The 17,768-nt window shown below is 73.7% G+C and carries 14 protein-coding genes and 1 pseudogene; 5 read left to right on the top strand and 10 right to left on the bottom strand.

Annotated elements, in window-relative coordinates; genetic code table 11:
• Positions 1-81: 81 nt before the first annotated feature.
• A complete protein-coding gene (locus tag ACN28A_RS18820) occupies positions 82-1,872 on the top strand; it encodes an acetyl/propionyl/methylcrotonyl-CoA carboxylase subunit alpha (protein ID WP_421396837.1) in 1,791 nt (596 codons plus the stop codon).
• Positions 1,873-1,989: 117 nt separating this feature from the next.
• Positions 1,990-3,429 carry a GuaB1 family IMP dehydrogenase-related protein gene (locus tag ACN28A_RS18815; protein WP_421396836.1) on the top strand — a complete coding sequence of 480 codons (1,440 nt, stop codon included), beginning with the start codon at positions 1,990-1,992 and terminating at the stop codon, positions 3,427-3,429.
• A gap of 48 nt (positions 3,430-3,477) precedes the next feature.
• On the opposite strand, the gene ACN28A_RS18810 is transcribed toward ACN28A_RS18815, so the two are convergent.
• From ACN28A_RS18810 to ACN28A_RS18775, 8 genes are all read right to left on the bottom strand, one after another.
• Positions 3,478-4,077 carry a TetR/AcrR family transcriptional regulator gene (locus tag ACN28A_RS18810; protein WP_421396835.1) on the bottom strand — a complete coding sequence of 200 codons (600 nt, stop codon included), beginning with the start codon at positions 4,075-4,077 and terminating at the stop codon, positions 3,478-3,480.
• Positions 4,078-4,302: 225 nt separating this feature from the next.
• Positions 4,303-5,514: a threonine--tRNA ligase gene (gene thrS, locus ACN28A_RS18805; RefSeq protein ID WP_421396834.1), complete on the bottom strand. Its 1,212-nt coding sequence runs from the start codon at positions 5,512-5,514 to the stop codon at positions 4,303-4,305.
• A gap of 281 nt (positions 5,515-5,795) precedes the next feature.
• The gene (locus ACN28A_RS18800) at positions 5,796-6,659 is read right to left on the bottom strand and encodes a transglutaminase family protein (RefSeq protein ID WP_421396833.1); all 864 of its coding nucleotides are present in this window, start codon (positions 6,657-6,659) and stop codon (positions 5,796-5,798) included.
• A gap of 52 nt (positions 6,660-6,711) precedes the next feature.
• Positions 6,712-7,665, bottom strand: a complete 954-nt coding sequence (locus ACN28A_RS18795) for an alpha-E domain-containing protein (protein ID WP_421396832.1) — start codon at positions 7,663-7,665, stop codon at positions 6,712-6,714.
• Positions 7,659-9,347 (bottom strand): circularly permuted type 2 ATP-grasp protein, encoded by a 1,689-nt coding sequence (locus tag ACN28A_RS18790; RefSeq protein WP_421396831.1) that lies wholly within the window; start codon positions 9,345-9,347, stop codon positions 7,659-7,661. The genes ACN28A_RS18795 and ACN28A_RS18790 overlap by 7 nt, the downstream gene beginning before the upstream one ends.
• 55 nt (positions 9,348-9,402) lie before the next feature.
• Positions 9,403-10,443 carry a hypothetical protein gene (locus ACN28A_RS18785; RefSeq protein WP_421396830.1) on the bottom strand — a complete coding sequence of 347 codons (1,041 nt, stop codon included), beginning with the start codon at positions 10,441-10,443 and terminating at the stop codon, positions 9,403-9,405.
• A complete protein-coding gene (locus ACN28A_RS18780; protein ID WP_421396829.1) occupies positions 10,440-10,784 on the bottom strand; it encodes a PadR family transcriptional regulator in 345 nt (114 codons plus the stop codon). Before ACN28A_RS18780 ends, ACN28A_RS18785 begins: the two co-directional genes overlap by 4 nt.
• A 273-nt stretch (positions 10,785-11,057) precedes the next feature.
• A complete protein-coding gene (locus ACN28A_RS18775) occupies positions 11,058-12,461 on the bottom strand; it encodes an NAD(P)H-quinone dehydrogenase (RefSeq protein ID WP_421396828.1) in 1,404 nt (467 codons plus the stop codon).
• A gap of 106 nt (positions 12,462-12,567) precedes the next feature.
• Between ACN28A_RS18775 and ACN28A_RS18770 the strand changes: the two genes are divergently transcribed.
• Entirely contained in the window at positions 12,568-13,023 is a 456-nt protein-coding gene (locus ACN28A_RS18770; RefSeq protein ID WP_278058251.1) for a gamma-glutamylcyclotransferase, read from the top strand.
• Positions 13,024-13,052: 29 nt separating this feature from the next.
• Here the strand turns inward: ACN28A_RS18770 and ACN28A_RS18765 are convergent, their stop codons facing one another.
• Entirely contained in the window at positions 13,053-15,089 is a 2,037-nt protein-coding gene (locus ACN28A_RS18765) for a sensor histidine kinase (RefSeq protein ID WP_421396827.1), read from the bottom strand.
• Positions 15,090-15,221: 132 nt separating this feature from the next.
• On the opposite strand from ACN28A_RS18765, the pseudogene ACN28A_RS18760 reads away from it, so the two are divergent.
• Positions 15,222-15,956: pseudogene (locus tag ACN28A_RS18760) on the top strand (ABC transporter ATP-binding protein); the annotation flags it as partial.
• A gap of 54 nt (positions 15,957-16,010) precedes the next feature.
• A complete protein-coding gene (locus ACN28A_RS18755) occupies positions 16,011-16,826 on the top strand; it encodes an ABC transporter permease (RefSeq protein WP_421396826.1) in 816 nt (271 codons plus the stop codon).
• Positions 16,827-16,934: 108 nt separating this feature from the next.
• On the opposite strand, the gene ACN28A_RS18750 is transcribed toward ACN28A_RS18755, so the two are convergent.
• Complete coding sequence (locus tag ACN28A_RS18750; protein ID WP_421396825.1) at positions 16,935-17,693, bottom strand: helix-turn-helix domain-containing protein; 759 nt, start codon at positions 17,691-17,693, stop codon at positions 16,935-16,937.
• Positions 17,694-17,768: the final 75 nt, after the last annotated feature.

The raw sequence follows: 17,768 nt of genomic DNA, 5'->3' as shown, positions 1-17,768 counted from the left end.
CACTCCAGTGCTGCCGACCCCCGCCACGGAAGCGGCGGCGGGTGGCGGGACGGGCGGGAAGATTCGAGGAGGAGCAGCGGGGTGCGCAAGGTACTGATCGCCAACCGGGGCGAGATCGCGGTCCGGGTCGTCCGCGCCTGCCAGGACGCCGGCCTGGCCAGCGTCGCCGTCTACGCCGACTCCGACCGGGACGCGCTGCACGCCAGTCTCGCCGACGAGGCGTACGCCCTCGGTGGCGAGACCGCGACCGAGACGTACCTGCGGATCGACAAGCTGCTCGACGTGGCCGCCCGGTCGGGGGCGGACGCCGTACACCCGGGTTACGGGTTTCTCTCCGAGAACGCGGACTTCGCGGCGGCGGTGATCGACGCCGGCCTGACCTGGATCGGGCCGACGCCGCAGGCGATCCGCGACCTCGGCGACAAGGTCACCGCCCGGCACATCGCGCAGCGGGCCGGTGCTCCGCTGGTGCCCGGCACCGCCGAACCGGTCGGCGGCCCGGACGAGGTGCTGGCCTTCGCGGCCGAGCACGGCCTGCCGGTGGCGATCAAGGCGGCGTTCGGCGGCGGCGGCCGGGGCCTCAAGGTGGCCCGGACGGCGGAGGAGATCCCGGCCCTCTTCGAGTCGGCCACCCGGGAGGCGCTGGCCGCGTTCGGCCGGGGCGAGTGCTTCGTCGAGCGCTACCTCGACCGGCCCCGGCACGTCGAGGCGCAGGTGCTGGCCGACCGGCACGGCAACGTCGTGGTGGTCGGCACCCGGGACTGCTCGCTGCAACGCCGGCACCAGAAGCTGGTCGAGGAGGCGCCGGCCCCGTTCCTTACCGACGAGCAGCGGGCACAGATCCACGCCAGCGCCAAGGCGATCTGCCGGGAGGCCGACTACCACGGCGCCGGCACGGTGGAATACCTGGTCGGCGCGGACGGCACCATCAGCTTCCTGGAGGTGAACACCCGGCTCCAGGTGGAGCATCCGGTGACCGAGGAGACCGCCGGGATCGACCTGGTCCGGGAGCAGTTCCGGATCGCCGCCGGCGAGAAGCTGCGGTTCGACGCGGATCCGGTGCCGCGCGGGCACTCGATCGAGTTCCGGATCAACGGCGAGGACCCCGGCCGGAACTTCCTGCCGGCCCCGGGCACCGTCACCGCGCTGCGGCTCCCCTCCGGCCCGGGCGTACGGGTGGACACCGGCATCACCGCCGGGGACGTGATCGGCGGCAACTTCGACTCGCTGCTCGCCAAGCTGATCGTGACCGGGGAGACCCGGACCGAGGCGCTGGAGCGGGCCCGCCGCGCCCTGGCCGAGATGGTGGTGGACGGGATGGCCACCGCACTGCCGTTCCACCGGCTCGTCGTGCGGGACCCGGCGTTCACCGCCGAACCGTTCACCGTGCACACCCGGTGGATCGAGACCGAGTTCGACAACACCGTGCCGGCCTTCACCGGCGCCGCTCCGGCGGACGAGCCGGTCGGTGCCCGGGAGACCGTCGTGGTCGAGGTGGCCGGCAAGCGGCTGGAGGTCAACCTTCCCGCCGGCTTCGGCCAGGGTACGTCGCCGGCTGCCGCCCCCGGCGGCTCGGCCGCCTCCGGCACCCCCGGAACCGCCACCCGGCGACCGGCCCGGCGTGCCGGTCGCACCGGGGCGGGGGGCGGGGCCGCCGGTGGCGACGCGCTGACCTCCCCGATGCAGGGGACCGTCGTCAAGATCGCGGTTGCCGAGGGCGACACCGTCGCCGAGGGTGACCTGGTCGTCGTCATGGAGGCGATGAAGATGGAGCAGCCGCTGCACGCGCACAAGGCGGGCGTGGTGACCGAGCTGGCCGCCGAGGTCGGCGGCGTACTTTCCGCCGGTGCCGTCATCTGCGTCATCCAGTGACCGCGACCACCGGCGCCGACCCCGGCACCACGGCGTCCCCGGCGCTGTCTGCGGCGCTGCTCACCTTCGACGGCGGACCGCCGGGCCGGGTCGATCGTCCTCGGGCATGATGGCCGGGTGCGGTTCATCACCGGCGGAAAGCCCACGCAGGACCTGACCTACAACGACGTCTTCCTGGCGCCGGTCCGGTCGGCCGTCGAGTCCCGGCTCGACGTCGACCTGGCCAGCGCCGACGGCACCGGCACCACGATCCCGATCGTGGTGGCCAACATGACGGCGGTGGCGGGCCGGCGGATGGCCGAGACGGTGGCCCGACGGGGCGGCCTCGCCGTACTGCCGCAGGACATCCCGATCGAGGTCGTCACCGAGGTGATCGGCTGGGTCAAGCAGCGGCACCTGGTGCACGACACCGCGATCACCCTCGGCCCGACCGACACCGTCGGGGACGCCATCCACCTGCTGCCGAAGCGGTCGCACGGCGCGGTGGTCGTGGTCGACCCGGAGGGTCGGCCGATCGGCGTGGTGACCGAGGCGGACACGGTCGGGGTGGACCGGTTCGCGCAGGTGCGGCACGTGATGTCGACGGAGCTGCACACCGTGCCCGCCGAGGCCGATCCCCGCACCGGGTTCGAGCGGCTCTCCCGGGGGCGCCGCCGGCTCGCCCCGGTGGTCGACGTCGAGGGCCGGCTGGTCGGGGTGCTGACCCGGAAGGGCGCGCTGCGGGCCACGCTGTACCGGCCGGCCTGCGACGGCAAGGGTCGGTTGCGGATCGCGGCGGCGATCGGGATCAACGGCGACGTCGCCGGCAGGGCCGCCGCCCTCTTCGAGGCCGGGGTGGACACCCTGGTGGTCGACACGGCGCACGGCCACCAGGAGCGGATGCTCCGGGCCCTGCGCGCGGTGCACCGCCTCGACCCGCCGGTGCCGGTGGCCGCCGGCAACGTGGTCACCGCCGAGGGGGTACGCGACCTGGTGGAGGCGGGGGCCGACATCGTCAAGGTCGGCGTGGGGCCGGGGGCGATGTGCACCACCCGGATGATGACCGGGGTGGGCCGGCCGCAGTTCTCGGCGGTACTCGACTGCGCGGCGGCCGCCCGCGAACTGGGCCGGCACGTCTGGGCCGACGGCGGCGTACGCCACCCGCGCGACGTCGCGCTGGCACTGGCCGCCGGGGCGTCGAACGTGATGATCGGCACCTGGTTCGCCGGCACCTACGAGTCGCCCGGGGACCTCTACACCGATGCCGACGGCCGGCGCTACAAGGAGAGCTTCGGCATGGCGTCGGCGCGGGCGGTCAGTGCGCGCACGGCCGAGGACAGCATCTACGAGCAGGCCCGCAAGGCGGTCTTCGAGGAGGGCATCTCCAGCGCGCGGATGTACCTCGATCCGGGGCGGCCGGGCGTGGAGGACCTGATCGACCAGATCGTCGCCGGGGTACGCAGCGCCTGCACGTACGCCGGGGCGGCCGATCTCGCCGGGTTCCACGCCAACGCGGTGGTCGGGGTGCAGAGTGCGGCCGGCTACACCGAGGGGATGCCGCTGCCGACGAACTGGTGAGGAGCGGGCTCCGGCGGCTCAGCCGGGCGACCGCGAAGAGGCGGCGGCTCAGCTCGGGACCGCGAAGAGGCGGCGGATCACCCGCCGGGCCGCGGCCTCCGGGTCGGTGCCGATCTGGTCGACCCGGAGTGCCCCGCCGAGCCAGAGGGTGGCGAAGCCGTGCACGATCGACCAGGCTGCCAGCTCCGACTCGGCCGCCTGCGGGCCGGCCGGTGACCCGGGCAGTCCGGCCACCCCGGCCCGCAGTGCCCCCCGGGCACGCTGCTGCGCGGCGACGAGCCCGCTGTCGTCGCGGTGGAAGAGTTCCGGCCGGAACATCACCTCGAAGTGAGCCCGGTGCCGGACCGCGAACATGACGTAGCCGACGCCGAGTTCGAGCAGGTCGCCGCCGGTTTCCTGGTGGATCCGGGTGAGCGCGTCGGCCAGCAGCCCGAAGCCCTCGGTGGCGAACGCGGTGAGCAGCCCGGCCTTGTCGCCGAAGTGGTGCGCCGGGGCCGCGTGCGAGACGCCGGCCCGGCGGGCCAGGTCGCGCAGGCTGAGCCCGGCCGGGCCGGACTCGCCGATCGCCGTCGCGGCGGCGGCCAGCAACGTCCGCCGCAGATCTCCATGGTGGTACGGCCGGCCCGGGGCGGCGCTCCCGTCGCTCATACCGGCCAGCATATCTTTCCAACGACAAGATATCTGAGTCGAGCGCGCCGGCGGCTATACCTGTTCGACGGTGATACCACCAAGGCATCATGATGCCTTGGTGGTATCACGCTCGACGCGGACGTCCCTGTCTGCGGCCACGCCCGACCCAGCGCGAGCCACGCCCCCGCGGACATTCCCGCCTGCGGCCCCGCCTGACACAGCGCGAGCCACGCCGGCGCGGCGTCAGGGCAGGAGTTCGGCCGACCGGCTGGCCACCACCCCGGCGACCAGGGCCAGCGCGTCCGGTGCGGCCATCGGGTCGAGCGCCCGGCCGTCCCGCAGCCGCAGCGCCACCCGCCCGTCCGCCACCTCCCGGGCGCCGAGCACCGCCGCGTACGGGACCCGGCGAAGGGCGGCGTCCCGGACCCGGGCACCGAGCGACCCCTCGGTGACCAGTTCCGCCCGCAGCCCGGCGAGTACGCAGTCCCGGCGGAACGCCTCGGCCGCCGCCACCTGCTCCGCACCGACCGGCAGCACCCGCAGCTGGACCGGGGCGTACCAGGCCGGAAAGGCACCGGCGTGCACCTCGATCAGGTACCCGAAGAGCCGCTCCAGGCTGCCGACCAGGCTGCGGTGCAGCATCACCGGCCGGGCCCGCTGCCCCCGGGCGTCGGCGTAGGTCAGGTCGAACCGCTCCGGCTTGTCGAAGTCGAGCTGGATGGTGGAGAGGGTCGACTCCCGGCCCGCCGCGTCCCGTACCTGGATGTCGATCTTCGGCCCGTAGAACGCCGCCTCCCCGGGCGCCTCGACGTACGGCAGGCCGGACAGCGCCGCGCGGAGCAGTTCCTCGGCACGCCGCCAGTCGCCGTCGTCGCCGACGTACTTCTCGCCCGGTCCGCGCAGCGACAGCCGGAAACCCGCCGGGCGTACCCCGAGCGCGGCGTGTGCCTCCCGGATCAGGTCCAGCACCTCGGCGACCTCGGCACCGACCTGCTCGGGTGCGCAGAAGTTGTGCGCGTCGTTCAGCGAGATCGCGCGTACCCTGCTCAGCCCGCCGAGCACCCCGGAACGCTCCGGCCGGTACATCCCGCCGAGTTCGGCGACGCGCAGCGGCAGCTCCCGGTAGGAGCGGCCCCGGGAGCGGTAGACCAGGGCGTGGTGCGGGCAGAGCGCCGGGCGGAGTACGAACTCGTCGTCGGCCGAGAGCCGCAGCACCGGGAACATGTCGTCGGCGAAGTAGCCGAGATGCCCGGAGACTTCGAAGAGTTCGCGCTTGCCCAGCGGCGGCGAGTACACGTGCTGGTAGCCGGCCCGGCGCTCCAGCTCCCGGACGTAGGACTCGACGGCGTGCCGGGCGGCGGCGCCGGCCGGCAGCCAGACCGGCAGGCCGGCGCCGGAGAGCGGGTCGGCGTGGAACAGCTCGAGCTCGCGGCCGAGCCTACGGTGGTCGTGCATGTCAGCTCCCAGATCTGGTACGCCCCGGTGGCTGCTCCGCCCCGGGCCCGGCGCCCCGATCTGGTGCGCACGACGAAGCCCCGGAGCGGATCGCCCCGGGGCCGTCGACGAGTTCGGTACGCGTCAGCGCGGCACGCCGGGGTGACCCGGCGTCGTCGTCTCCCGCATCGCGCTGCGCATGGCGGCCACGGTACTCCCGCCGCCCGCACCGCCGCAGCCCATTTCAGCGCAGCCCGTCTCAGCGCAGCCCATGTCAGCGCAGCCATGTCAGCGCAGCCATGTCAGCGCAGTCGGGTGATGGTCACCTCGACGCCCTGCCCGGTGTTGGCCGGCCCCGCGTAGACACCCTTCAGCGGCGGCACGTCACCGTACTCCCGGCCCCGGCCGACCACCACGTGCCGCTCGCCGACCGGTATCCCGTTGGTCGGGTCGAAGGCCGTCCACCGGCCCACCCACCACTCCACCCAGGCGTGGCTCTGCCCGACGACGCCGTCCCCGATCGCCGCGTCCGGAGCCGGGTGCAGGTAGCCGGAGACGTACCGGGCCGGGATGCCGACGGCGCGCAGCAGCCCGACCACCAGGTGACTGATGTCCTGGCAGACGCCCTTACGCTGCCGCCAGGCCTGTACGGCGTCGGTCTGCACCCCGGTGGCACCGGAGGCGTACGCGACCTCGTCCCTGACCTGCTCGCAGAGCGCCATCGCGGCGGCGTGCGGGGTCGGCTGGGCGGCCCGGACGGACTCGGCCAGCCCGGTCAGTTCCTCGTCCAGCGCGGTACGCGGGGTCGGCAGCAGCAGCTCGTACCAGCGGTCGGTGTTCTCCGGCCCGCGCAGGTCGGCCCAGCTCACCCCGTCGGTCGCCGCCAACTGGTCGCCGGGGCCGAGGGTCTCCACAGTGGAAATCGCGGTGACCTGCAACGAGTCGTGCGCGTCGTGCAGGTCGAAGGCGGTCACCACGGTCCCCCAGTAGTCCTCGTACCGGTAGGTCCGGGCCGACGGCCACACCTCCACCCGCGCCTCCAGCACCGCCTGGCGGGCCTCGTTGCGCGGCGACATCCGCGCCTCGTTGTACGACGAGGCGACCGGCCCGGCGTAGCTGAAGCCGGTCTGGTGCCGGATCCGCAACCGCCAACTGTCGACCGTCATCTCGTCCCCTTCCCACACCGCCACGACACCGTGGCAGCGCACCCGAGCATCGTCACGACACCGTCTCCGGAAGCCAGGCCACCGCCGAGGTCTGCCGGAAGTAGCGGCGGGAGACGGCGTCGTTCACCTGCGAGCAGGTGCGTTCCAGCCCGGCCAGTACCGCCGCCAGGTCGTCGATCAGCTCGTCGGCGGCCCGGAACTCCAGGCCGGTCCGGGCCCGGCCGATGATCCGCTGCGCCTCGGTGGAGACCCCGGTCCGGCCGGGCTGCCCCGGCCCGCCGGCCGGTTCCAACTCCCGCAGGCACCCCTCGGCCCGGGAGAGCGCGGCGAAGACCGAGCGGGGGAAGAGCCGGTCGAGCAGCAGGAACTCGGCGGCGTACCGGTCGTCGAGCGAGCCACGGTAGGTGCGCAGGAACGTCTCCCATGCGCCGCAGGAGCGCAGCAGGGTCAGCCAGGACGGGATGCTGCCGCCCGCGCGTACGTGCGTGGAGAGCAGCCGGGCGGTCATGTCGACCCGTTCGACGCTGCGGCCGAGTACCAGGAAGAGCCAGCCTTCGTCCCGGCTCATGGTGGCGTCGGTCAGCCCGGCCATCACCGCGCAGCGTTCCCGGACCCACCGGAAGAACGCGTGTACGCCCTGCTGTTCGGCCCGGCGCCGGACCGCCGGCAGGCCGTGCCAGGTGGAGTTGAGGCACTCCCACATGTCGGCCGAGATGGTCTCCCGGGCGCCCCGGGCGTTCTCCCGGGCGGCGGCCAGGGCACCGACCACCGAACTCGGGCTCTCCGCGTCCAGGCCGAGCACCCCGACCACCCGGGCGGCGGTGACCGGCTGGTCGAGCTTCCCGGCTCCCATGACGGTGAGCAGGGAGCGGCAGGCGGTCGCCTCGTCCACCCACGGGTCGGCGAGCATCCGGTGCAGGTGCACGTCGAGGATCCGGGCGGTGTCCTCGGCCCGCTCGACGTACCGGCCGATCCAGTAGAGCGACTCGGCGATCCGGCTCAGCACGGCGACCACCCCGGCGCGGCGGCGGCGCTGCCCGGCCGGCCCCGGCGCTGGCGAACCGCCGCCGACCCGCTGCCGTCGGTCCCGACCTCGCCGTCCCGGGCGGACTGCTGCTGTTGCTGTTGCTGCACGCTGACCAGGCCGGCTTCCGGGCCCGGGTCGGGGCTGCGCGGCGCCGGCACGGGCGGGCCGAGCATGCCCTCCGGATCGACCGGCTCGATGCCCACCAGCTCCACCGGGCTGAGCGTGTCGACCGGTTCGGCGAGTATCCAGGTGTCCTTGGAACCGCCGCCCTGGCTGGAGTTGACCACCAGCGCCCCCTCCGGCAGCGCCACCCGGGTCAGCCCGCCGGGCAGCACGGTGACCCGCTGGCCGTCGTTGACGGCGAACGGCCGCAGGTCGACGTGCCGGGCCCGCAGCCGGTTGTCGACAAGGGTCGGCACCATGGAGAGTGCCACCTCGCGCTGGGCGATCCAGCCACGCGGGTCTACGGCGATCCGGTGCCGCAGCTCGGCCAACTCCTCGTCGCTCGCCTGCGAGCCGATCACGATGCCGGCCCCGCCGGAGCCGTCGACCGGCTTGAGCACCAGCTCGTCGAGCCGGTCCAGGACGTGCTCGCGCACCTCCGGGTCCTCCAACCGGTACGTCTCCACATTGGACAGGACCGGCTCCTCGCCAAGGTAGTAGCGGATCAGGTCCGGGACGTACGAGTAGAGCAGCTTGTCGTCCGCCACCCCGTTGCCGACCGCGTTGGCGACGGTGACCCGGCCGGCGCGGGCCGCGTTGAGCAGCCCGGCCACCCCGAGCACCGAGTCGGCCCGGAAGTGCACCGGGTCGAGGAACTCGTCGTCGATGCGCCGGTAGATGACGTCTACCCGCTGTTCGCCCGCGGTGGTGCGCATGGCGACCTCGTTACCCACGCAGACGAGGTCCCGACCCTCGACCAGCTCGACGCCCATCTCGCGGGCCAGCAGGGCGTGCTCGAAGTAGGCGGAGTTGTGCACGCCGGGGGTCAACACCACCACCGTCGGGTCGGCGATCCCGACCGGCGCCGCCGCGCGCAGCGCCCGCAGCAACTGCCCCGGGTACGACTCGACCGGCTGGATCCGGGTCGCCGCGAAGACCTCGGGGAGCACGTGTGCCATCGCCCGCCGGTTCTCCATCACGTAGCTGACCCCGGACGGGACCCGGACGTTGTCCTCCAGCACCCGGAAGTCGCCGCGCTCGTCCCGGACCAGGTCGACCCCGGCGACGTGCACGCGTACCCCGTTGTGCGGGACGATCCCGGCCGCCTCCCGGTGGAAGTGGGCGCTGGTCACCACCACCCGGCGCGGCACCACCCCGTCGGCGAGCACCTGCCCGGCGCCGTAGATGTCGGCGAGGAACGCCTCCAGGGTCCGGACCCGCTGGGCGACGCCGGCCTCGACCGTCCGCCACTCGTCGGCGGCGATGATCCGGGGCACGATGTCCAGCGGGAACGGCCGTTCGACGCCCTTGAGCGCGAAGGTGATCCCCTGGTCGAGGAAGGCCCGGGCGAGTACGTCGGCCCGGACCCGGAGTTCGACGCTGGACAGCGGTTGCAGGGTGGCGTGCAGTGCCTCGTACGCGTCCCGGGGCATCCCTGGCGCGCCGAACATCTCGTCCCAGCCCGGGCCGAGGCGGTAGTCCTCGAACAAGTCCGCCATGGCCTGACGTTACGCCGATCTCGTTGCGCCCGCGTAACACGACCACAACACACAATCACCGTTGTCGATCGGCATCCCGGCCGAGGGCGACCAGCCGGAGCGTCTGCTCGCGTCTGCGTACCGCGACGAAGCCGAGGATGAGGGTCGCCAGCGGCACCAGGGCCAGCAGCACCCACTGGGCGGGTTGCAGGTAGACCGGATGTCCCATGTGCTGGTTGGAGTACTCCCAGCCGGACAGGCCGAGCCGGACGGTGAGCAGCACGGCGGCGAGCGGCGCGAGCAGCGCCATCATCCGGCGGCGGACCGGCGCCGGAACGCCCCAGACCGCGAAGGCGATCACCAGCACACCCGCCGGCCCCAGGAGCGAGATCGGCACCTGCACGGTCGGGTCGACCTCCCAGGGGTTGCTCAGATAGCTCTCTGTCCCGCCGACGGCCAGCAACAGCACGGTGCCGCCACCGATCACCAGCAGCCGGGTCCGGCCGAGTACCGTCACGGCCGCCCGGCGCGGCGCCGGCACGGTGAGCGCGACGGCGCAGAGCACGCCGAGCAGCGTCTGGGTCAGCATCCGCAACACCGTCACCGGTTCGTCGACGTAGCGGAACGGTAGCGCGACCACCTCCACAAGCACGGCCGGCCAGGCGAGCAGCGGGGGGAGCCGGCGCGGACCGGCGAGCACCGCGAGCACGGTCAGGGTCCAGAGCCCGGCCCGGGTCCACAGGGCCGGATCCGGATACCAGATGATTTCGGTCGACGCCGTCCGGCCGAACGCCCACGCTACCTGCCTGACCAGCGGAAGCGCGTGCAGGTAACAGAGCAGGACGGCGGTCAGCAGGCCGACGCTGGCCGCTGCCTCCGACCAGCTCCGGTCGACGGCGGCCCGGCCGGCGTGCCCGAGCCGGGTCCTGATCGCGGTGAGCGCGAGGTTGGCCGCGTCCGCCGGTGCCGGCCAGCGCTGGCCGGGGCGGGAGTCGGCGAGCAGCACCCCGAGCATCTCCTCCTCGTACGCCCGGCGGTGCTCCCACGGATAGCAGCCCAGCAGTCGCCGGTAGCGGCGTTCCAGGGCGGGGTGGTGCTGCGACTCGTCGCCGGTCATGCCGGGCCTCCCTCGGGGACGAAACCACTGTTACGCAGCCGGGTCGCGGCGGCTTCGGCGTTCCGCCGGAGCCGGACGACCTCCTCGGCGAGGCGTTGCGCGCCCAGACCGGTGATCCGGTAGTAGCGCCGCAGCCGGGACTGCACGACCTCCTCGCGGTCCACCTCGACCAACCCTTCGGCGCGGAGCCGGTCCAGCACCGCGTAGAGGGTGCCGGCCCGGAGCCGGACCTGACCGTCGGAGATCCGGCGTACGTCCTCCAGCACGCCGTAACCGTGCTGTGGCCGCTCGGTCAGCGCGGTGAGGACAAGAAACGTCGGCTCCCTGAGCGCCTCTGTCATGTCGGCAGCATATACCGATAACAAGAATATGATGGCCCCAGATGCCGGCTTGTCACGGCAAGGGTGTCGTACCACTGGGAGGGCCGCCGGCGCGGGACCCGCCGGCGGCCCGGTGGCGAGCCGCCTCGACCACCGGGAACGGGGGACCCGACGGGAGACGGCTCGCGCGCCGACAACGGTACGCCGACCGCCGCGCCCGCACCGCCCCGCGAAGCCATCGGTACCCGCCGCCCGGACCGGCCCCGGCCCGCCTCCGGATCGACTCCGGCCCGGCTACTCCAGCTCGTGCAGCATCAACTGCCGGGCCGCCTCGGTGATCGAGCCGGACAGCGACGGGTAGATGGTGAAGGTCATCGCCAGCTGGTCGACGGTGAGGTTGTTCTCCACCGCCATCGTGATCGGCAGGATCAGCTCGCTGGCCCGCGGTGCCACCACCACCCCGCCGACCACCTGCCCGCTGGCCGGCCGGCAGAACAGCTTCACGAAGCCGTCCCGCAGGTCAGCCATCTTCGCCCGGGCGTTCCCGGCCAGCGGCAGCATCACCTGGCGGGCCGGCACCCTGCCGGAGTCGACCTCGTTCTGCGACACCCCGACGGTGGCGAGTTCCGGGTCGGTGAAGACGTTCGCGGCGACGGTACGCAGCCGCAGCGGCGAGACCGAGTCGCCGAGCGCGTGCCACATCGCGATCCGCCCCTGCATCGCGGCGACGCTGGCCAGCGGCAACACTCCGGTGCAGTCACCGGCGGCGTAGATGCCGGGCACGTTCGTCCGGGAGACCCGGTCGGTGCTGACGAAGCCGCCGGGGCCGACCGTCACGCCGTACTCGGTCAGCCCCAGGTCGGCGGTGTTCGGCACCGAGCCGACCGCCATCAGCGCGTGCGAGCCGTGCACCAGCCGGCCGTCGGCGAGTTCCACCTCCACCCCGTCGCCGGTGCGGCGGACCGCGTTCGCCCGGCTGTTGTTGAGGATCTCCATCCCCCGGGACCGGAAGACCTGCTCGATCGCGGCGGCGGCGTCCGGGTCCTCGTGCGGCATCACCCGGTCGCGGCTGGAGACCAGGGTCACCCCGACCCCCATCGCCAGGTAGGCGCTGGCGAACTCCGCACCGGTCACGCCGGAGCCGATCACGATGAGCCGTTCCGGCAGCTCGGAAAGGTCGTACACCTGGCGCCAGTCCAGGATCCGCTCCCCGTCCGGGACCGCACTGGGCAGCACCCGTGGGGTGGCGCCGGTGGCGATCAGCACGGTCGAGGCGTCCATCGAGTACGTCGAGTCACCGTCCGACGGGGTGACGAGTACCCGGTGGGTGTGACCGAGCGTGTCCTCGCCGAGCCGGGCCCGGCCGGAGACGAAGGTCACGCCAGCCTTGATCAGTTTGGCCTGGATGTCCGCGGACTGGGCCAGGGCCAGCCGCTTGACCCGGCCGTACACGGTCGGGGCGTCGACGGTGATCGCGTCCAGCCCGTTCGAGTGCACCCCGAACTCCTCGGTGTCCCGGGATCCGGTCACCACGTCGGAACTGGCGATGAAGGTCTTCGACGGTACGCAGTCGTGCAGCACGCACGCCCCGCCCGCGCCGTCCGCCTCGACCACCGTCACGTCCGCGTCCAACTGGGCCGCCACCAGGGCCGCCTCGTAGCCGGCCGGTCCGCCGCCGATGATCACAATCCGGCTCACAGTGCTCGCCCTCCGTCGTTGCCTACAGTGACAATCTTGTCCAGAACCAGTCCGACACGCACTGTCGTATTCTCCCCCACCCCTCCACCGGGCTATCGTCATCGCCGTGCGTCATTACGCCGCGTACGGCTCAAACCTCGATCCCGCCCGGATGCGTGCCTACTGCCCGCACTCGCCGATGGTGGGCACCGGCTGGCTGGAAGGCTGGCGGCTCACCTTCGCCGGTGAGGGGGTGATCGGCTGGGAGGGTGCCGTCACCACAATCGTCGAGTCGCCCGGCGATCGGGTCTTCGTCGCACTCTACGACGTGCACTCCTTCGACGCCGCGCAACTCGACGAGGTCGAGGGGGTGGCCTCCGGCACGTACCGGAAGCTGCACGTCCGGGTGGTCACCCTGGACGGCGAGGTCACCGCCTGGGTGTACGTCTTCGCCGGCTACGAGGGCGGCCTGCCCACCGCGTGGTACCTGTCGGAGATCGCCAACGCGGCGGAGAAGGCCGGTGCCCCCGACGACTACGTCGCCGAACTACGCTCCCGGCCCACCGGCACCGCCTCGACCTGACCGCCGGGCCGCCGCCCGCCGACCTCGACTCAGCCCGACAGGGGGCAGGGGATCCGCACGGTCAGCAGCGTCGGGCCGCCGGCCGGGCTGTGCACGGTGAGCGTCCCGTCGAAGGCGCCCAGCCGACGCCGCACCCCGGCCAGCCCGCTGCCCCGGGCCGGGTCGGCGCCGCCCCGGCCGTCGTCGGCCACGGTGATCCGCAGCACTGTGCCGGTGTGCGTGATGTCGACCTCCACCCGGCTCGCCCCGCCGTGCCGGCTGGCGTTGGCCAGCGCCTCCAGCACGCTGAAGTACGCCGCCGACTCCACCGGCGGTTCGAGCCGACCGGGCAACTCCCCGGTGACCCGCACCGGGACCGGGCTGTCCAGCGCCACCGCCCGGATCGCGTCCGGCAGCCCCCGCTCGGCGAGTACCGGCGGATGGATGCCCCGGACCAGGTCCCGCAGCTCGGTCAGCGCGGTCGCCGAAGCCGCCCTGGCCTGCGCCACCAGCGCCTGCGCGGCGGCCGGGTCCTCCTCGATCAGCCGTTCCACCCCGGCCAGGCTGAGCCCGACCGCGATCAGCCGGGCCTGCGCCCCGTCGTGCAGGTCCCGTTCGATCCGGCGCAGCTCGGCCGCCTGGCTGTCGACGGCGTCGGCCCGGGTCTCGGTCAGTTGCCGGACCCGCAGCACCAGCTCGGCCGCGCGGGTCGGTGCGAGCAGTGTCCGGTCGGCGCGCATGCGCAGTCGGAGCAGGGCCGGGGCGAGCAGCACGCCGAGGCCGGCCAGCACCAGGCCGAGCAGCGCGCTGGTCCAGCCGGGGACGGCGGCGAGACCGGGCCAGAGCAGCGTCGCGCCGTACCAGACGTACCACGGGCTGACCCACCAGCCGGTGACGATGCCGAGCGGCACCGCCCAGGGTGCCCACCACAGTGGCTGCCCGACCAGCCCGAACAGGCCGACCGAGATCAGTGCGGCGGGGAGCAGGTTGAGCACCCCGAGCAGCGGGTTGCCGGCTGACCAGAGCTGGTCGCGCCAGAACGCCGGATCGGTGAAGACCCACTCGTAGCTCTGCACCCGGACCGCCGTCCCCCGGTCGGCGTAGAGGCTGCGGCCGACCCGGTAGCGGCCGTCCTCGTCCGGCCGGGGCGGCTCCGGGTACGGCCGGTACGGCTCCGGGATCGCCGTTCCGGCCCAGCGGTGCGCGTACCGCCGGTAGCGGCTGACCAGCGGCCTGGTCAGCCTCGACACCTGTGGCGTCAGCCCACCCCAGCTGACCAGCAGGGTCGCCAGGTTCAGCAGGAAGCCGCCGAACGCCGCGAAGCCGAGTCCGGCCAGCCCGGCGCCGTGCCAGGCGGCGTCCCACCGCCGGCTGGTCCAGCCGGCCAGCCCGGACCGGTGCCACCAGGACCGCTCGGGCGGCTGGAGCAGCAGCCGGGTCCACCGGGCGTGCAGCCGCAGCGTCAGCGGCGCGACCGCGAAGCCGAGCACGACCAGCAGCAGCCCGAGCCCGACCAGCGCCCAGCCGCCCGGCAGGGCCGGTGTCCACCCGCCCGGCAGGGTCAGGCTCGCCGGCGGCGTGCCGACGACCGGGACGGCACCGCCGGTCGGGCCGGTCAGGCCGAGCACGTCGAGCACGTCGAGCACGCCGAGCAGGCCGAGCAGGGCACCGGCGCCGGCCAGCACCGGTGGGAGCAGCGTGCCCAGGCCGCCGGCCACCGGCGTGAGGTGCAGCCAGAGCCACTCGCGCAGCAGCGCCGGGTCCGCACCGCGCCAGCTGAGTTCCGCCAGGTACGCCGGCAGCCGGGGCGAGCGGTACAGCTCGTTCTCGTAGACGTACCAGCCGTCGGCCCGGCGTCGCGGCGCCGGCGGTCCCGGACGGTGCTGGACCGGCACCGGGATCCCGCCCCAGCGTTCGGCGAGCCGGCGCCCCAGCTCGGTCAGCCGCTTGGCGCCCCGGGCCGCCGGCAGGTACGGCAGCACCAGGGTCGCCGCCACCACCAGCAGTACGGACATCAGCAGTCCCAGCAGCCCCAGCCCGGTGAGGGCGAGGTTGCGGACGAACGCGAGACCGTACCGGCGCGGCATGCCACAAGTGTGGCCGCCCGCACGCCCGCGGCGGAGTGCCGCCAGGTGCCCGGCCGGGGTGTAGCTACCTGCACCCCGGCCGGGCAGATGGACGCATTCCGACCGGCCGCCGTACTTCCTAGCGTTTCTCCCATGACAGCCATCGAGGTCAGCAACCTGCAGAAGCGGTACGGCGACCAGGTCGCGGTCCGCGACGTCTCCTTCGAGGTACGGGCCGGAGAGATCTTCGGGATCGTCGGCCCGAACGGCTCCGGCAAGACCACCACCGTCGAGTGCCTGACCGGGCTGCGCCGGGCCGACGGCGGGACGATCCGGGTCCTCGGCCTGGATCCGGTCCGGGACCGTGCCGAACTCCGCCGCCAGGTCGGCATCCAGCTCCAGGAGAGCCACCTGCCCGACCGGCTGCGGGTCTGGGAGGCGCTCGACCTGTACAGCTCGTTCTACGCCGAGCCGGCCGACTGGCGGGGGCTGATGGACGAGTTGGGGCTGACCACCAAGCGGAACACCGCCTTCGGCAAGCTCTCCGGCGGGCAGAAGCAGCGGCTCTCCGTCGCGCTGGCCCTGGTCGGCAACCCCCGGATCGCGGTACTCGACGAGTTGACCACCGGGCTGGACCCGCAGGCCCGCCGGGACACCTGGCAGCTGGTGCGGCAGGTCCGGGACCGGGGCGTCACGGTCGTCCTGGTCACCCACTTCATGGACGAGGCCGAACGGCTCTGCGACCGGCTGGCGGTGCTCCGGGCCGGCGAGGTGCTGGCCATCGACACCCCGGCCGAGCTGGTCGCCCGGGCCGACGTGCCCGGGGTCGCCCGGCCCACCCTGGAGGACGCCGTCCTCGCCCTGACCGCTCCGACCACCGCCAGCAGCAGCCCGAACTGAACCGGTGTACTTCCGCGCCAATCCGAAGGATCGAGGAACCCGATGAACGCCACCGCCCTGCCCGAGACCGTTCCGTCCGGCGCCGACAGCCGGGCGCAGCGGCGCCGTACCGCCGGCCGGAGCACCGCCAAGCTGGTCGTCACCGAGGCGAAGCTCTTCGTCCGGGACCCGCTCGGCTCCTTCTTCGCGGTGATCTTCCCGGCCGCCCTGGTGCTGATCCTGGGCAGCGCCATACCGGGCTTCGACGAGCCGAGCCCGGACCTCGGCGGCCGGCGGCCGATCGAGCTGTACCTGCCGATCACACTCGCCCTGGCGATCGGCACCGTCGCCCTGGTCAACCTGCTGGGTGCGCTCGCCGCCGACCGGGAGAAGGGCATCCTGCGCCGGCTCTCCACCACCCCCGCCCCACCGGTACGACTGCTGGTGGCGCAGGTGACGGTGAACGCGTCCGCGCTGCTGGTCGGCTGCGCCCTGGCGCTGCTCGGCGGCCGGCTGGTCTTCGGGATCGAGACCCGGCCGCACGTACCCGGGCTGCTGCTCGCCTTCGTGCTCGGCGCGGCCTCGATGTCGTCGCTGGCCCTGCTGCTGGCCGCCTTCACCCCGACCAGCCGGGCGGCGGCGGGCATCGGCAGCCTGGTCTACTACCCGATGCTCTTCGCCGCCGGGGTCTGGACCCCGGGCCCGGCGATGCCCGACGCGGTACGCCGGGTCGCCGACTTCACCCCGCTCGGCGCGGCCTCCCAGGCGCTCCAGGACGCCTGGGTCGGCGACTGGCCGCAGCCGCTGCACCTGGCGGTGCTGGTCGCCTGCATCGCCGGCTTCGGCGCGCTGGCCGCGAAGCTGTTCCGCTGGTCGTGATCCCGCCCGCCCCGCCGCGACACGCGCCGTGGTCCCGCCGAAGAACCGGCGGGGCCACGGCGGCCGTTCCCGGTCGGTCCGACTCGGGTGGTGACGTCCGCGCCCCGATCAGTCCAGCCTGGGCGGTGACATCCGCGCTCCGGTCAGCGCGGCGCCGAGCAGGCTGACCAGTTCCATCCGCTCGGCCGGGTCGAGCACCCCGAACGCCTGGGCCACGATCCGGTCGGCCACCGACTCGGCCCAGAGCCGCCGCCGGACCAGCGGCCCCACCGGCGGGTACGGCGGCGACCAGCCGTACGCCACCGCGCCGGACTCGCCCTCCGGGCCGGCAAGGATGATCTCCATCGCCGTCATCCCGGCCGCGCGTACCGCCATCAGGCTGGCGCCGGAGTAGTACTCGAAGAGCAGGTGCAGCAGCACAGCCGCCCGGGCGGCGGGCGCGGCGTCCGCCGGCACCGGCATGCCCCGCCAGGCGGCGAAGAGCGGCATCCCGGTGGCGTCGGCCGCCACCACGACCGGCTCGACCAGCTCGATCAGCCGGGCGAGCGGCGGGAAACCGGCGAGATAGTCGATTCCCCAGCGCAGGCACTCGGCCCGGCTCACCTCGGCCACCGCGCTCGGGTCGGCCACCCGGACGGCGGTCTCCCAGCCGTCGGCAACCGCCTCCGGGGAGAGGATGCCGATCGCGGCGGCCACGGTCTCGGTGCGTACGTCGCCGAGGACCGCGCCACGCCCGGTCACCAGGAACGCCCAACCGGAGATGCCCATCTGACGCGCCCGGCGCAACGTGCGGGGGCATTCGATGAAGGCGCTGCCCAGCTTCAACACGATCGGCCTGGCCGCGCCGGCGGCCTGCTCGGGGGTCAACGACACTGCCTTCCGGTCCGGCTTCCGCTCTCCGCCCGCATCACCCGGTTGAGTCTGCCTCGCGGACCGACATTT

Origin of the sequence: Plantactinospora sp. WMMB782 (assembly GCF_049179135.1) — a bacterium.
Lineage (GTDB): Bacteria > Actinomycetota > Actinomycetes > Mycobacteriales > Micromonosporaceae > Plantactinospora.
The sequence above is the reverse complement of the archived record's forward strand: the minus strand, read 5'-3'. Positions and strand labels throughout refer to the sequence as shown.

Bases quoted from the DNA above. Each gene is read 5' to 3' on its own strand.
- ACN28A_RS18800 (WP_421396833.1), bottom strand. From the start codon at position 6,659: ATGACGGTCGACAGTTGGCGGTTGCGGATCCGGCACCAGACCGGCTTC.
- ACN28A_RS18785 (WP_421396830.1), bottom strand. From the start codon at position 10,443: ATGACCGGCGACGAGTCGCAGCACCACCCCGCCCTGGAACGCCGCTAC.
- ACN28A_RS18765 (WP_421396827.1), bottom strand. From the start codon at position 15,089: ATGCCGCGCCGGTACGGTCTCGCGTTCGTCCGCAACCTCGCCCTCACC.
- ACN28A_RS18755 (WP_421396826.1), top strand. From the start codon at position 16,011: ATGAACGCCACCGCCCTGCCCGAGACCGTTCCGTCCGGCGCCGACAGC.
- ACN28A_RS18790 (WP_421396831.1), bottom strand. From the start codon at position 9,347: ATGGCGGACTTGTTCGAGGACTACCGCCTCGGCCCGGGCTGGGACGAG.
- thrS (WP_421396834.1), bottom strand. From the start codon at position 5,514: ATGCACGACCACCGTAGGCTCGGCCGCGAGCTCGAGCTGTTCCACGCC.
- ACN28A_RS18810 (WP_421396835.1), bottom strand. From the start codon at position 4,077: ATGAGCGACGGGAGCGCCGCCCCGGGCCGGCCGTACCACCATGGAGAT.
- ACN28A_RS18780 (WP_421396829.1), bottom strand. From the start codon at position 10,784: ATGACAGAGGCGCTCAGGGAGCCGACGTTTCTTGTCCTCACCGCGCTG.